This is a genomic window from Aeromonas allosaccharophila, from assembly GCF_000819685.1.
Taxonomy (GTDB): Bacteria; Pseudomonadota; Gammaproteobacteria; order Enterobacterales; family Aeromonadaceae; genus Aeromonas; species Aeromonas allosaccharophila.
The window spans coordinates 31798-46090 of sequence record NZ_CDBR01000013.1; the positions used below are offsets into that span (position 1 = coordinate 31798).

11 protein-coding genes, 1 other RNA gene and 1 pseudogene are annotated in these 14293 nt (G+C 59.5%); 7 read left to right on the forward strand and 6 right to left on the reverse strand.

Translation table 11 applies throughout. The annotated features are described in order from the left end of the window. Positions 1-12 precede the first annotated feature (12 nt). The 3 genes and pseudogenes from BN1115_RS02470 to smpB all read right to left on the reverse strand — a co-directional run. Positions 13-1124: pseudogene (locus tag BN1115_RS02470) on the reverse strand (integrase arm-type DNA-binding domain-containing protein); the annotation flags it as partial. Positions 1125-1278: 154 nt separating this feature from the next. After that, positions 1279-1638, reverse strand: a transfer-messenger RNA (tmRNA) gene (gene ssrA, locus BN1115_RS21465). 164 nt (positions 1639-1802) lie between these two features. Next, a complete protein-coding gene (gene smpB / locus BN1115_RS02475; RefSeq protein ID WP_042062518.1) occupies positions 1803-2291 on the reverse strand; it encodes an SsrA-binding protein SmpB in 489 nt (162 codons plus the stop codon). A 169-nt stretch (positions 2292-2460) separates the two neighbouring features. Here smpB and BN1115_RS02480 point away from each other — a divergent pair, with 169 nt between their 5' ends. Both BN1115_RS02480 and BN1115_RS02485 read left to right on the forward strand, forming a co-directional pair. After that, positions 2461-2895, forward strand: a complete 435-nt coding sequence (locus BN1115_RS02480) for an SRPBCC family protein (RefSeq protein ID WP_042062520.1) — start codon at positions 2461-2463, stop codon at positions 2893-2895. Continuing rightward, positions 2888-3235: an RnfH family protein gene (locus BN1115_RS02485; protein ID WP_040065214.1), complete on the forward strand. Its 348-nt coding sequence runs from the start codon at positions 2888-2890 to the stop codon at positions 3233-3235. The genes BN1115_RS02480 and BN1115_RS02485 overlap by 8 nt, the downstream gene beginning before the upstream one ends. Before the next feature lie 97 nt (positions 3236-3332). Here BN1115_RS02485 and BN1115_RS02490 read toward each other — a convergent pair whose 3' ends face one another. After that, on the reverse strand, positions 3333-4607 hold the full coding sequence (locus BN1115_RS02490) for an amidohydrolase (protein WP_042655926.1): 1275 nt from the start codon (positions 4605-4607) through the stop codon (positions 3333-3335). A 179-nt stretch (positions 4608-4786) separates the two neighbouring features. Beyond that, complete coding sequence (fadE, locus tag BN1115_RS02495) at positions 4787-7243, reverse strand: acyl-CoA dehydrogenase FadE (RefSeq protein WP_042655927.1); 2457 nt, start codon at positions 7241-7243, stop codon at positions 4787-4789. A gap of 253 nt (positions 7244-7496) precedes the next feature. Between fadE and lpcA the strand changes: the two genes are divergently transcribed. The 3 genes from lpcA to BN1115_RS02510 all read left to right on the forward strand — a co-directional run bounded on the left by lpcA (position 7497) and on the right by BN1115_RS02510 (position 9676). Next, positions 7497-8075 (forward strand): D-sedoheptulose 7-phosphate isomerase, encoded by a 579-nt coding sequence (lpcA, locus tag BN1115_RS02500; RefSeq protein ID WP_005334485.1) that lies wholly within the window; start codon positions 7497-7499, stop codon positions 8073-8075. A 164-nt stretch (positions 8076-8239) separates the two neighbouring features. Next, the gene (locus BN1115_RS02505) at positions 8240-9028 is read left to right on the forward strand and encodes a class II glutamine amidotransferase (protein WP_042058097.1); all 789 of its coding nucleotides are present in this window, start codon (positions 8240-8242) and stop codon (positions 9026-9028) included. A gap of 312 nt (positions 9029-9340) precedes the next feature. Beyond that, complete coding sequence (locus BN1115_RS02510) at positions 9341-9676, forward strand: Hpt domain-containing protein (protein ID WP_042655928.1); 336 nt, start codon at positions 9341-9343, stop codon at positions 9674-9676. Between the two features lie 42 nt (positions 9677-9718). On the opposite strand, the gene BN1115_RS02515 is transcribed toward BN1115_RS02510, so the two are convergent. Continuing rightward, complete coding sequence (locus tag BN1115_RS02515) at positions 9719-10633, reverse strand: gluconeogenesis factor YvcK family protein (RefSeq protein ID WP_042655929.1); 915 nt, start codon at positions 10631-10633, stop codon at positions 9719-9721. Between the two features lie 113 nt (positions 10634-10746). On the opposite strand from BN1115_RS02515, the gene BN1115_RS02520 reads away from it, so the two are divergent. Together BN1115_RS02520 and BN1115_RS02525 are read left to right on the forward strand one after the other, a co-directional pair. After that, on the forward strand, positions 10747-11931 hold the full coding sequence (locus BN1115_RS02520; protein ID WP_042655930.1) for an FIST signal transduction protein: 1185 nt from the start codon (positions 10747-10749) through the stop codon (positions 11929-11931). A gap of 31 nt (positions 11932-11962) precedes the next feature. Beyond that, the gene (locus tag BN1115_RS02525; RefSeq protein WP_042655931.1) at positions 11963-14059 is read left to right on the forward strand and encodes a hybrid sensor histidine kinase/response regulator; all 2097 of its coding nucleotides are present in this window, start codon (positions 11963-11965) and stop codon (positions 14057-14059) included. Positions 14060-14293 lie beyond the last annotated feature (234 nt).

Here is a 14293-nt window from a genome sequence, read left to right on the forward strand (position 1 = left end):
TGGGGCGATTCAGCCCTGCTCGTTGAGCGTGGTGCTGCCAAGCGAGCGCAAACCATGAGCCACTAGTCGCCCGCCATAACCAAGCCGTTTTAAGGCCGCATTGGCACTTTGGTCGTTGATGTGACCAAGCGGATCGCGGCGGCCAGGGAACACAAAAGGACGGTGGCCGCTGATCGGCTTCATGTGCTCCAGCAGAGAGAGTGCTTGCGGGGTGAGCGGAACCCGGTGGGGGCGATCCATCTTCATGCGATCTTCAGGGATGTTCCAGACTTTGGCCTCAAAGTCGATCTCGTCCCAGCGAGTGCCTGCTGATTCACCGGGGCGAACAAGGGTATGAAGGCTCCATTCAATCTGGCAGCGGGTGCTGTGCTCCAAGCGGCCATTGGCGATGTCGGCCATCAGTTGCGGCAACTCTCCCGGCTTGAGGGTGGGCATGTGCTTCTTGGCGGGCTTCTTGAACACCTTGCGAATCGCGGAGCAGCGAGCAGGCCGTGGTTCACGCTGTAGTCTAGAATTTCGTTTATCCGTTGGCACAGGCGGCGCACCGTCTCAAGCTTGCCGTCAGCCTCGAGTGGACGCAGCAGCTCAATCACCTTGGGGGCGCGGATCTGGCTGATAGGCATTGAGCCGATAAAAGGTAGAACATACATCTCAAGGGAACGCCACGAGTCGTCGGCATAGGCTTTGGTTACCTCATGGCGTTTGAGAGCCAGCCACTTAGATGCCATGTGTTCAAAGGTGTTGCTACTGGCTTCTTCCATGGCTTTGACCATGGCGGCCTGTTCTTCTTTGCGGAGCTTGGGATCAATGCCTTGGGCCAGCAGGGCGCGAGCCTCTCGCAGTAGTTCACGGGCTTGGCCAAGGGACACCTCTGGGTAAGTGCCAAAACTCATGTTTGTGCGCTTATTGTCAGAAGGCTTTGAATATTTGAAGGCCCAGAGCTTTGAACCCGCTGCACTGATCCTCAGTTCTAACCCATCACCATCGCGCAAGGTGGTCATCTGGCCTTTCGCCTTAGCGTCTTCGGATGGCTTGGCGTTCTTAATTTTTGGGTCGGTTAATCTGCAGTTACCTGTTTCGCGCCTTTTTTTCTCCACCGTCACCTTAATGCTCCTTAGTACCATCGAATTTAGTACCACCAACCTTGTGGTACTAATTATAGTACTAGTGAAGCTGGTTTTAGGCGACCACTTCAGACTTCATCGGACAACAAAAAACCCGCAAAGCCTTACGCTGTGCGGGTTTCTGTACTTCTTCGTTCCTTCTCGGAACAATATTTGGTGGAGCTGGGGGGATTTGAACCCCCGTCCAAAATTACTACATCCTTGGTACTACATGCTTAGTCACTCTTTACATTCGCCAACCCGCTGCGGAGAGACACGCCACGAATTGACTAGCTCGATTGGTTTTAATGCTTCCGCCCCGAGCAGGACTTCCACACGATCCTGTGAAGGATGACCTTCCGATTCCCTAGGACACAGGCAAGCTAGGGTAGAAGGGCTCAGCGCAGGTTATTAAGCTGCGAGTGCGTAGTTTTCGTCGTTTGCGACTATTTTTTTGCGGTTTGTTAACGAGGCCTACCGCACCTCGGCATGCACCTTGGGTTTCGTGAATCTTGTCGAATCCAGAATCAGCCCCAAGTTGTCAAAAGTGATTGTACGCAAAAATGTTGTGATAGCAAGGCGTTGATGCCCATTCCCTCTGGCAACCACGCTGTTTGCCGATTTATTGTGCGCAGCTGAACCAGGGGTCCGCTGCGCAGGGGGAAGGTGAATGGGCGTCTGGAACCGGTGGGCGGCCGATTAGCCGCGATTCTTGTTCTTCATGATGCGGGCTTTTTCCCGATCCCATTCGCGGGCCTTGGTATCTTCGCGCTTGTCGTGTTCTTTCTTGCCCTTCACCAGACCGATCTCGACCTTGACCCAGCACTCTTTCCAGTAGAGAGCCAGTGGCACTATGGTGTAACCCTGACGGGCGGTCAGGCTTTCGAGTTTGTCGAGTTCGCGACGGCTCAGCAGCAGTTTGCGGGTCCGGGTCGGGTCACAGACCACATGGCTGGATGCCGCGTTTAGTGGCAGGAAGGTGGAGCCAAACAGGAAGGCTTCTCCTTGCAAGAAGATGACATAGGCTTCGCTGATGTTGGCCTTGCCCGCCCGTAGGGATTTGACTTCCCACCCTTGCAGGGACAGACCGGCTTCCACTCTTTCTTCGATGAAGTATTCGTGGCGGGCGGTTCTGTTGAGTGCAATGGTGCTGGACCCGGCTTTGTTTTTACTGTTTTTTTTGCTCATGACGGGCGATTTCCGGCAATGACTAGGAGGCTCGTATTATACGTAGGCGTGAGCGGCTGTAAAACGCGCAGCAGGTCAAGTGGTGGCTTTGTGAGCGGTTTGGTTGAGGTTTTACCTCCACAACCCGAAACATGGTGATAAAATCGCGCCGATTGGATGAGGAAAAGCCATGCCCCGAATTACGCGCAGTGCCCTGGTGATGTTCAGTGCAGAACAGATGTTCAAGTTGGTTAACGATGTGGATGCCTATCCGCAGTTTTTGCCCGGCTGTGTCGGCAGCCGTGTCCACGAAGCTGGCGATGACTACATGATGGCGTCGGTCGATGTGGCCAAGGCGGGCATCGCCAAGACGTTTACCACCCGCAATCAGCTGGATGTGAACCGTCAGATCAGGATGGAGCTGGTGGATGGCCCGTTCCGCAAGCTGGCGGGTTGGTGGACCTTTACCCCGCTCGATGTGGACGCCTGCAAGGTGGAGTTTGATCTCGATTTCGAATTCACCTCCAAGCTGATCGAGGTGGCGTTCGGTCAGGTGTTCCGCGATCTGGTGAGCTCCATGGTCTCTGCCTTCTCAAACCGCGCCAAGGTGGTATACGGTGTCTGACCAGCTCAATATCGAAGTCGTTTATGCCTTGCCGCAGCAGCAGACGGTGATTGCGCTGCGGGTGGCGCCCGAGACCTGTGTGCAGGCAGCCATCGAGCAGTCCGGCATCGTGCAAAAGCACCCCGAGATCGATCTGGCGGTCAACAAGTTCGGCATCTACAGCCGTCCGGTGAAAGGGAGCGAGCCGCTGCACGACGGCGATCGCATCGAGATCTACCGCCCGCTCATCGCCGATCCGCGCGAGATGCGCAAGAAGCGCGCCGAGAAGGCCAAAGAGGAGGGGCGAGCCGACAGCGTGACCGGCGGCCGCCCCGATGTGCATCGCAAGCTCCGCGAATAGCGCTCAGGTTTTGTTGCAGAAAAAGGCGCCGAGGCGCCTTTTTTGATCCCGTCAGTCAGTAATTGGACTGCGCGAGATAACAAGGGGGGGGGCCGCGTTAGCTCAGGGCTGGTTCTGTCACGCCCAGCCGTGTGAGCGCCCAAGCGGCCAGCAGATCGACCCCGCTTTGCATCACCCGCTCATCGAAATCGAATTTGTTATGGTGGTGCGGCGCCGCCAGATCGGCTCCCAGGATGAGGTAAGCCGCTTCGCCCCCCTGCTTTTGCACCCGCTCCATCAGAAAACCGGCATCTTCGCTGGCGCCAAAGCGGCGGGTCTGGATGGTAGCAAGCCCCTGCTTACGGGCCAGCGCCGCCAGCTCGGCTTGCAGCGCCGGGCTGTTGTCGAGGGCAATCGCCTCACCCTGTTTGATGATGCGGTAGGTGACGCCGTGGGCGAGAGCGGTGCCTTCGACGATGCGCTGCACCTGACTGAACATGTAGTCGTTGAGGGTGCTGTCGGCGCCACGGGTTTCTCCGTGCAGCTCGGCATGGTCGGGAATGACATTGCGCCCGCTACCGCCGTGAAGCTGGCCGACATTGATGCGGGTCATGCCGTCGCGGTGGCGGGGAATGCCGAGCATGGCGGTGGTGGCCATGCAGGCGGCGGCCAGCGCATTGCTGCCAGCGTTGGGCTCGAGCCCGGCGTGGGCCGCGGTGCCCATAAAGTGGACATCGAACTTGGTGGAGCAGAGAAATTCGGTGGGGTTGATCACCAGCTCGCCGCTGCCGGCGTGAATGCCGATATGGAGCGAGAGCAGGGCATCCACGTCATCGAGTGCGCCACCGGCGGCCAGCGCCTTGCCACCGCGACATCCCTCTTCGGCGGGTTGGAAGAACAGCTTGATGCGACCGCACAGCTGCTCCTTCATCGCCATCAGCTGGCTGGCCAGCCCCATGCCGATGGCGGTGTGGCCATCGTGGGCACAGGCGTGCATCCACCCCTTGTTGTGGGAGGCAAAGCCCTCTTGCTGCGGCTGGTGCTGTTCGGCATCGGACTCTTCTACCTCCACCGCGTCGATGTCGAAGCGAAAGGCCAGGGTCGGGCCGGGACGGCCGGTATCCAGCTCTCCCATCAGCCCGGTGACATCGCCGATCCGCTCCAGCCAGTCGGGATGGGCTCCCTGACGGCGGGCGCGAGCCTTCTCGGCCGCCACATCCACATCGCGCCCCATCATCAGATTGCTGGCCAGCAGCTTGTCGCCGAGCACGATGCGATAACCGAGCTCGCTCAGGTGGTGGGCAATCAGGCTGGTGGTGCGAAACTCTTTCCAGGCGGCTTCCGGCAGGCGGTGCAGGTCGCGGCGCCACAGGATCAGGTGCTCAAGGGTCATCTTGGCTTCCTTGGTGATTCGATTTGTCGGCTATTGTGCCTTTTTTCCCGGCTGACCACACGGGGCCCGCATCTGGTCGGGGGAGCTTTGAGTGCAAGTAGTGGCAGTGGGGGTCGTGAATGGGGGTGAGCTCGCATAAAAAACGCCTCCACAAGGGAGGCGTTGTCGAGATGTGGTTATCAGGCCGCGTGATGGTAAGCGGAGGCTTCAAACAGCTTCTTGTTGGCCACCAGATCGATGGGGTCAAAATCATCGACGTTGATGGTGCGCAGGCGACTTACCTCGGCGCGGCGCAGCAGCTCGGCTTCGCTCTGGGTCAGTACACCAGCGGCCAGGCCGATGTCGGCCACCTTGTCCAGCGCCATGAAGGGACGCTTGATACCATCGCTCTTGCAGACTTTCTCGAACAGCGGCTCGGCGGCCAGCACGTCATCGAGCGCCTGCTCCAGCAGACCGAAGGGGTTGCCCTCTTCGCGAGTCAGGTATTGCCCCTTGGCCAGGCGGCTGCGGGTCTCGCTCGGGGTTTGCAGCAGACGGGCCACTTGCTGGTCCAGCTTGTCGCACGGACGGTTCAGGTCACGACCCAGCGGCAGCACCACGGCGCGCAGGGCAAGGCCAATCCAGCGGTTCGGGAAGTTGCGCAGCAGTTCGTCGATCGCCTCTTGTGCCTTGAACATTGCATCTTGCAGTGCCCAGTGCAGCAGCGGCAGGTCGGCCTGCTGGCGTCCCTCGTCCTGATAGCGCTTGAGGGCGCTGGAGGCCAGATAGAGCTGGCTCAGCACGTCGCCAAGACGGGCGGAGACCCGCTCCTTGCGTTTGAGCTCGCCACCCAGAGTACCCATCGCCATGTCTGACAGGAACGCCAGGTTGGCCGAGAGGCGGGAGAGTTGCTGGTAGTAGCCCTTGGTCTGATCCTTGTAAGGGGCCGCGGCAAAGCGGGCGCCGGTGATACCGAGCCAGAAGCTGCGCACCAGGTTGCTGATGGCAAAGCCGACGTGGCTGAATACCGCCTTGTCGAAATCCTTCAGCGCCTGCTCCTTGTCGGGATGGCTGGCAGCCAGCATCTCCGGCAGTACATACGGGTGGCAGCGGATAGCGCCCTGACCATAGATGATCATGCTGCGGGTCAGGATGTTGGCCCCTTCCACCGTAACGGCGATGGGGGCACCCTGATAGCCACGGGCCAGATAGTTGTTGGGGCCCATGCAGATCGCCTTGCCGCCGTGGATGTCCATGGCATCGATGATGCACTTCTGGGCACGGTCGGTGAGGTGGTATTTGACGATGGCGGAGATGACCGAGGGCTTCTCGCCAAGGTCGATACCGGTCACGGTCAGGTTGGCTGCGGCGCCCATGATGTAGGCGTTGCCGCCGATGCGGGCCAGCGGCTCTTCAATCCCTTCCATCTTACCGATGGGCAGCTTGAACTGGCGACGGATGCGGCTGTAGGCGCCGCTCGCCAGGGCCAGCATCTTGACGCCACCGGTGCTGTTGGAGGGCAAGGTGATGCCGCGACCGACTGACAGACACTCGACCAGCATGCGCCAGCCCTGACCAGCCATGGCCGGGCCACCGATGATGAAATCGAGCGGGACGAACACATCCTTGCCCTGGGTCGGGCCGTTCTGGAACGGCACGTTGAGCGGGAAGTGGCGACGGCCAATGCCGACACCCTTGATGTGAGTGGGAATGAGGGCGCAGGTGATACCGAGCTCTTCCTCTTCACCCAGCAGGTGTTCCGGATCACGCAGTTTGAAGGCGAGACCCAGCACGGTAGCAATGGGGGCGAGCGTGATGTAGCGCTTGTTCCAGGTGAGGCGCATACCGAGCACCTCTTTGCCTTCCCACTCGCCCTTGCAGACGATACCGAAGTCGGGGATGGAACCGGCATCAGAACCCGCTTCCGGGCTGGTCAGGGCGAAGCAGGGGATCTCTTTACCTACCGCCAGGCGGGGCAGGTAGTAATCCTTCTGCTCGTCGGTGCCATAGTGTTGCAGCAGTTCGCCCGGGCCCAGCGAGTTGGGTACGCCAACGGTGGAGGCGAGCACGGCGCTGGCGCCGCACAGCTTTTGCAGGACGCAGGACTGGGCGTAGGCCGAGAACTCCAGACCGCCATATTTCTTCTTGATGATCATGGCGAAGAACTTGTTGTCCTTCAGGTATTGCCACACCTCGGGGGAGAGATCCGCGCGCTCGTGGGTCACTTCCCAGTCGCTCACCATGCGGCACACTTCCTCGACCGGACCATCCATAAAGGCTTGCTCTTCGGCAGAGAGGGTGCTGACCGGGATGGCGTGCAGCTTTTTCCAGTCCGGGTTGCCCGCGAACAGATCGGCTTCCCACCAGGTGGTGCCCGCTTCAATCGCCTCTTTCTCGGTGCGGGACATCTCCGGCATGATCGATTTGTAGATCTTGAACAGCGGCTTGGTTATTTGATTGCGGCGAAATTCCACCAGATTGAGCGGGATGGCGATCACCGTGAACAGGGCCCATACCAGCAAGGGCACATGACCATAGATGGCGCCAAGCACCAGGGCGGCGCCGGTGACCAGGGTGGAGATGAACAGGGATGCCCGGCGATAGGCCAGGGCTCCGATAACCAGGATCACCCCGAGCAGAGTGAGGGTCGTCGTCATTGCTTGCTCCTTGCGTGGTTAGGTTGCCAACGTGGCGTAACTGATCCAGAGGTCAGACCTGTTGGATGTGGCCCCTGTTGTAATTCATACGCACAAAGTTATCAAGCTGTTTACATCTTCATTACCTTCTCTCTGTGATCCCCATAACGCTCACGCGCCGCCAGCGCTGTGGCTCGCAGGGGGCGACTGTGCGATTCGCTTGTGCGAGAATAGCCGCGATTTACACGCACACTAAAACAGTGGAAGAGACATCATGTACCAAGAATTGATCCGCAATGAACTGACCGAAGCTGCCAGCGTGCTGCAGGCCTTCCTGGCTGATGAGCAGAACCTGAAAAACATCGAAGCGGCCGCCAAACTGCTGGCTGACTCTTTCAAGGAAGAGGGCAAGGTGCTCTCTTGTGGCAACGGTGGCTCCCACTGTGACGCCATGCACTTCGCGGAAGAGCTGACCGGTCGTTACCGCGAGAACCGCCCGGGTTATGCCGGTATCGCCATCTCCGATCCGAGCCACCTTTCCTGCGTCTCCAACGACTTTGGCTATGACTATGTCTTCTCCCGCTACGTAGAAGCGGTCGGCCGCCGTGGCGACGTGCTGCTTGGTATCTCCACCAGCGGTAACTCCGGCAATATCCTGAAAGCCATCGAGGCGGCCCGCGCCAAAGGGATGAAAGTGATCGCCCTGACCGGCAAGGATGGCGGCAAGATGGCGGGTCTGGCGGATGTCGAGATCCGGGTGCCGCACTTTGGCTATGCCGACCGTATTCAGGAAGTGCACATCAAGGTGATCCACATCCTGATCCAGCTGGTCGAAAAAGAGATGGCCAAGTAATCAGGCCATCGTCACCAGACAAGGGCAACGCCGGTAGCATGGTTCGCCATCGGCCGGTTGTTGCCAGTCACAGGGGAAGGGATTGCGCCTTCCCCTGCTGTCTGTCGAACCAGCGTGCTGGTCGAACATGACACAAGCCAAATCATGAAAGGAGTCTGCCGGATATGTGCGAACTGCTCGGCATGAGTGCCAATGTGCCGACCGATATCTGCTTCAGCTTTACCGGGTTGATGCTGCGCGGCGGCAAGACCGGGCCCCACAAGGATGGCTGGGGGATCACCTTCTACGAGGGGAAGGGCTTTCGCACCTTCAAGGATCCCGAGCCCAGCGCCCAATCTCCCATCGCCAGACTGGTACAGGCGCTGCCCATCAAGAGCTGCGCTGTGGTCAGCCACATTCGGCAGGCCAACCGTGGCTGCGTGTCACTGGAAAATACCCACCCCTTTACCCGTGAGCTGTGGGGCCGTTACTGGACCTTCGCCCACAACGGTCAGCTGACCGGCTACAAGAAGCTGCCAACCGGCCGTCACCGCCCGGTGGGGGATACCGACAGCGAGCATGCCTTCTGCTGGCTGCTCGATCGGCTGGAGCAGAAATATCCCAAGCGTCCGGCCAACTTTCCCGCCATGTTTCGCTATCTCGCTACCTTGTGTGATGAGCTCAGAGCGTTCGGGGTGTTCAACATGCTGCTCTCGGACGGGGAGTATGTGATGAGCTACTGCACCAACAACCTACACTGGTTGACCCGCTGTGCGCCGTTTGGCGAGGCGAGCCTGCTGGATGAGGAGGTGGTGATCGACTTTCAAAGCGAGACCACCCCCAACGATGTGGTGACCCTGATCACCACCCGTCCGCTGACCGGCAATGAGAACTGGGTCAAAATGGCGCCCGGCGAGTTCAATCTGTTTCGCATGGGGGAGCGGGTGGCGACCAATCAGGTCGTGCCTGAGTGAGATAAAAAAATACCAGGGTAGATTCCTACCCTGGTTCTTCGCAGCAGCCATAAAAGGCAAAAGGGATGAGAGGTGTTGCTGAGCATCATCACTCTGACGAAATTGAGTGTTGATCAATTGTTAATTTGTGGCAATGAGGTTGTTGTCTTTACGGGCGTTTCAGCATCGCTATTTCGATACCGATCACATTTTTTGCCACTTCATTCCCCGAGCTATCCAGTCGGATGGGGCATCACTGTCTGGCCGTGAGCCACGACATCGAAAACTATCTATAGTATGGTCTGTTTGAATACCGTTCTGGAGGAGCCTCGCATGGAGTGGGTGGATCGCAAGGTGTTGCAGCAGCTGGCAGAGGATATTGGTCAGGATATGCTGCCGGTGGTCATCGCAGTATTTATCGAAGAGGTGGGCGAGCAGCTGAGTCAGCTCAGACCCCTTTATGAGCAGGGAGAGTGGGAGGCGCTGGCCCGGGTGGCACACAGCATGAAATCATCCTGTGGCAGCTACGGCGCCATGCCGAGCTATCAGCAGGTGATTGCGCTGGAGATGGCTTGCAAGCAGGCGGATGTGGCCGAGGCAGAGCGCCAGTTGCAACTGCTGGAGGCCTCCTTGCCCCGGGTGCTGGCGTTTCTTGCCGATTATCAGTAACGGCGGCGTTATGCAGGGATGCCGGGGCGCCGTGGCCGTTGCCTAACGTTGGTTGAGCAGTTGCTGGATGATCCGGTCCAGCGCCAGTTTCAGCTTCAACCGATCGTGTCGATGGGGCAATTCGAGCTCACCCAGATCGGCGTCGATCAACCGACCCTGCCAGGCGCCCGCATCACCCGCGCCCCGGGGGGCCAGGATGGCATCCAGCCGACCCTGACCGACCCGGGACTCCAGCCAGCGACACTGACTCATCAGATCCAGCTGGCTGGCAGGGCCGTTTTCCGCCACCAGATTGCAGACAAAGACCAGCATGGCGCTGCTCTCGTTGATGGCCTGGGCAATCTCGGCCAGCAGCAGTGGCGGCATGATGGAGGTGAGAAAACTGCCCGGCCCCAGAATGATCATGTCCGCCTGCTGCAGTGCCAGCACCGCTTCCCGGGTCGCTTGCACCTCCGGTATCAGGCCGAGGGAGAGGGGCGGCGTGGCCAGTTGATCGATGGATACCTCTCCCAGGATCTGGGTGCCACACTCCATATGGGCGCAGAGGTCGGTGGGAAATTCAGACATGGGTAGCAATTGTGACTCGATTTTGAGCATGTCACTGATCAGCTTGATAGCATCAAGAGGACGGACACAGAGATTATCGAGCGCCAGCAGCATCAGGTTGCCAAGGTTGTGGCCCGCCAGCTCGCCTTTGCCGGCGAAGCGGTACTCGAACAACAGGCTGCCGATACTGGGATCGGTCACCAGCTGGTTCAGGCAGTTGCGCAGATCGCCCCAGGCGATGCACTCCTGACTCTTGCGCAGCCGTCCGGTCGAGCCACCATCATCGGTGGTGGTGACAATGCCGGTGAGCCGTTGACCGAGAAACGAGAGGGACGAGAGCACGCGACCCATGCCGTGGCCACCACCGATGGCAACGACCCGATCGAAGTCATTGATGTTTTTTTGCCACATGTGGGCATCCTGTCATTGGTCTCAGTTGACCGCTATGTTAGCAAGTGAAGCGAGATAATTGTTTGATAAGGGTATGATTTTTGCTTGCGACTGCTATCCGATAAAACAAGGAGATGGTGTTGAAATTTCTGACCGTTCACTCCCTCGCCCGGAATTCATCGCTGGCGGCCCAAGAGATCTGCACGCAGTTGCGCCACCATGCCGATCAGGCACCCTCCCTGCTGCTGCTCTATTTTACCCAAGCCCATGACGGGGCGATACTGCGCGACGCGCTCAAACGCCAGTTCCCGACCACCCGTCTGCTGGGGTGCAGCTCCTGCGGTGGCGTCATGACCGAGATGGGGCACCACGCCATAGAGGGGTTCGGAGTGGCGGTGGCAGCTTTTTATGACGAGAAAGGGGCCTTCGGGGTGGCCGGTGCCAGCGGTGACGGGGTGGATGTGCGGCAGTTGCTGCGCCGAGCCATGAGCGATTGTGGTCGACCGGGCGAGTTGCCCCAGCTGATCCTGTTTCACGCCAGTCCCGGCAAGGAGGAGGGGCTGCTGGCCGGTATCGAGGCCGAACTCGGAGCCTCGGTGCCGGTGGTCGGTGGATCCGCGGCAGACAACAGCGTCAGCGGCGAGTGGCAACTCTGCTGGGATGAGGCGGTGAGTCAGGATGGCATCGCGCTGGCGGTGCTCTATCCTGATTGCCAGCTGGCCTTTCAGTTTCACTCCGGTTATATCCCTGCCGAATTCAGTGGCGAGATCACCGCTTGCGACGGGCGGGAGGTGCTCACCATCGATCACCTGCCCGCCGCCGAGGTTTATGCCCGCTGGTGCGGACGCGAGCAGCCCTGGCCGGTGGGGGCGATTTTGCGGGAGACCACCCTCACCCCGCTGGCCCGTCAAGTGGGATCGCTGGATGGCATTCCCTACTACAAGCTCTCCCATCCCGAGGCGGTGACCGAACAGGGCGGGCTGCGGCTCTTTACCGATGTGGTGCAGGGGGAGCGCCTGCTGCTGATGTACAGCAGTCAGGAGGGGTTGCTGCAGCGCAGCCTCAATGCCATGCGCATTGAGCCAGGCTATGGAGTCGATGTGGAATGGCAGCCGATCGGCGCCCTCATCATCTTTTGTGCTGGTTGCCGTTTGGCGCTAGGTGATATGTTGTGCCAATTTGTCGAGCAGAGCCAGGCTCGTCTCGGCAAGATCCCGTTTATCACCCCCTTTACCTTCGGCGAGCAGGGGCGGCTGCCCAATGGCGAACTGGCTCACGGTAACCTGATGGTATCGAGCGTGATTTTTCTGACCCGCTGAGTCGGCAGAACATAACAGAGCAGGCAACAAGATGATTGGCAGCAGTGAACTGGAAGCCCTCGGCGACAAATTGCAGACCACCCTGGTCGATCTTATGCGTTGCCGCGAGCGCGAGGCCAGGTATCGTCACGAGTCCCAGACCCTGCTGGGCGGGGTGGCCACCCTCGCCGATGCCAAGACGCTGGAGCAGGTACTGGAGAGCCTTATCCAGGTGCTCAAACCCTTTATCGGCTTTGAGCACGCGGATGTGGTGGCCTGGGAAGGGGAGCGGGGGAGTACCCACCTCAGTACCGAGCCGATGCGCGCTGCCCGCAGCTGGCACATGACCCCGGCCTTTGCCCGCGCCATCGCCGGTGAAACCCTGGTGATCTACGACCCTTCCCAGTTGCCCGAGCTGGCGCCGCTGGCGAGCGAGCCGGGCTGGGCCAGCGTGATGCTGACCGGGCTGCAGGCTCCCGGTTTTACCGCTACCCTCATCTGCCGCCACGCCCGGGCGGGAACCTTCGATCTCACCAGCAAGGCGGCCATGGAGCGCTGCCGCCCGCTCATCGCCCAGGCGCTGGTCAACATCACCTATCGCGCCCGCTTGCAGGAGCAGGTGGCGGTGAAGACCGAGGCGCTGCAGGCCAGCGAACGCCGTTTTCGCAGCTTCGCCGCCATGGCCTCCGACTGGTTCTGGGAGACCGATGCCGAGCATCGCCTCAGTTATGCCTCCGAACCGGGTTATCTGGATGAGCTGACTCCGCAGGCGATCCGGCCGACCCTCTATGACTATGTCTGCAACAAGCAGAGCAGCGAGGCGCAGCAATACCTGCGGTTGTTGGAACAGCGCCAGCCGGTGCGAGGGGTGCGGATGCAGGTGGCGCTGCTTGATGGCCCCTGCTGGATGGAGGTGAGCGCCGAGCCCTGTTTCGACCATGAAGGTCTCTTTACCGGCTATCGCGGCACTGCCCGGGATATCAGCTCCCAGATCCGCCGTGAAGAGGAGCTGGCGCGGGCGCGGGATGAGGCCGAAGCGGCCAACCGTGCCAAGTCCCAGTTTCTGGCCATGATGACCCACGAGATCCGCTCGCCCATGAATGCTGTGTTGGGGATGCTCGATCTGGTGCAGCATGCCGAGCTGGCGCCGGAGCAACAGAGCCTGCTGCGCCACGCCACCCACTCGGCCAGATTGCTGCAAACCATCATCGATGACGTACTCGATTTTTCGAAAATCGAGTCGCAAACCCTGGTGTTTCACTGCGAGACTCTGCAGCCGATCCAGCTTTGCCAATCCCTGGTCGAACCGCTGCAGGCCCGTGCCACCGCCAAGGGGATTGCGCTGGTTTATCGGGTTGATGAGTCCGTCCCTCTGGAGTTGCAGGGGGATCCGATGCGTCTGTCGCAGGTGATGGGTAATCTGCTGGACAACGCCCTCAAATTCACCGAGCAGGGGCAGGTCACACTGCACCTTGGCTGGCAGGATGAGAAGTTGCGGGTCTCGGTCTCCGACACCGGGATCGGGATCGCCGACGCGGATCAGGCGCGGCTGTTTGAACCCTTCTCCCAGGTTGATAACTCGGCCACCCGACGTTTTTCCGGAACCGGCCTTGGTCTTGCCATCAGCAAGCGTCTGGTCGCCCTGATGGGGGGGGAGATCCACCTGAAGAGCGAGCCGGGCAAGGGAAGCTGCTTCTGGTTCGAGCTGTCGGATATGGCGCTGCCTTGCCATTGTCAACCACTGCGGGAAGAGAGCGTTGCTACGTTGCTGCCGCTGGATGTGCTGGTGGTGGAGGATAGTCCGGTCAACCAGCTGGTGGTATCGCTGATGCTGCAAAAACTGGTGGGCAAGGTACGGCTGGCTGCCAATGGTCTGGAGGCGCTGGCACAGGTGGATGAGCAGCTCCCGGATTTGATCCTGATGGATATGCGGATGCCCCTGATGGACGGACTGGAAGCTACTCGCCGGTTACGGGAGTTGGGATGCACCATGCCAATCGTTGCCCTGACGGCCAATGCGATGGCGGAGGACAAGGCGTGCTGTCTGGCGCAGGGGATGGATGACTTTCTCGCCAAGCCTATCACCTTGTCACGGCTGAGAGAGTGTTTGCAGCGTCACTTTGGTCAGCGGTTGCCGACGCGCGGATAAAAAAAATGGTCAACTTTGTGGGTTGACCAGTTCTTCAGCAAATACTGAAGAGAGCACGGGATAAATCGGGTTGTATCAATCTATATGAAAAATCTGTGCCAACTTTTTTAGACTCTTTTGCGTTCAATTTTGGCCGTTTAGCGCAGCGGCTCTCTCTTGTTATGGCGTTTTGCGTTCCTACTTACTCGCAAAATGCGAATTTCATGTTTTCATTATTGGAATAATTGCATTTTG

Bases quoted from the DNA above. Each gene is read 5' to 3' on its own strand.
- lpcA (WP_005334485.1), top strand. From the start codon at position 7,497: ATGTACCAAGAATTGATCCGCAATGAACTGACCGAAGCTGCCAGCGTG.
- BN1115_RS02520 (WP_042655930.1), top strand. From the start codon at position 10,747: ATGGTGTTGAAATTTCTGACCGTTCACTCCCTCGCCCGGAATTCATCG.
- BN1115_RS02505 (WP_042058097.1), top strand. From the start codon at position 8,240: ATGTGCGAACTGCTCGGCATGAGTGCCAATGTGCCGACCGATATCTGC.
- BN1115_RS02525 (WP_042655931.1), top strand. From the start codon at position 11,963: ATGATTGGCAGCAGTGAACTGGAAGCCCTCGGCGACAAATTGCAGACC.
- BN1115_RS02480 (WP_042062520.1), top strand. From the start codon at position 2,461: ATGCCCCGAATTACGCGCAGTGCCCTGGTGATGTTCAGTGCAGAACAG.
- BN1115_RS02490 (WP_042655926.1), bottom strand. From the start codon at position 4,607: ATGACCCTTGAGCACCTGATCCTGTGGCGCCGCGACCTGCACCGCCTG.
- BN1115_RS02515 (WP_042655929.1), bottom strand. From the start codon at position 10,633: ATGTGGCAAAAAAACATCAATGACTTCGATCGGGTCGTTGCCATCGGT.
- smpB (WP_042062518.1), bottom strand. From the start codon at position 2,291: ATGAGCAAAAAAAACAGTAAAAACAAAGCCGGGTCCAGCACCATTGCA.
- fadE (WP_042655927.1), bottom strand. From the start codon at position 7,243: ATGACGACGACCCTCACTCTGCTCGGGGTGATCCTGGTTATCGGAGCC.
- BN1115_RS02510 (WP_042655928.1), top strand. From the start codon at position 9,341: ATGGAGTGGGTGGATCGCAAGGTGTTGCAGCAGCTGGCAGAGGATATT.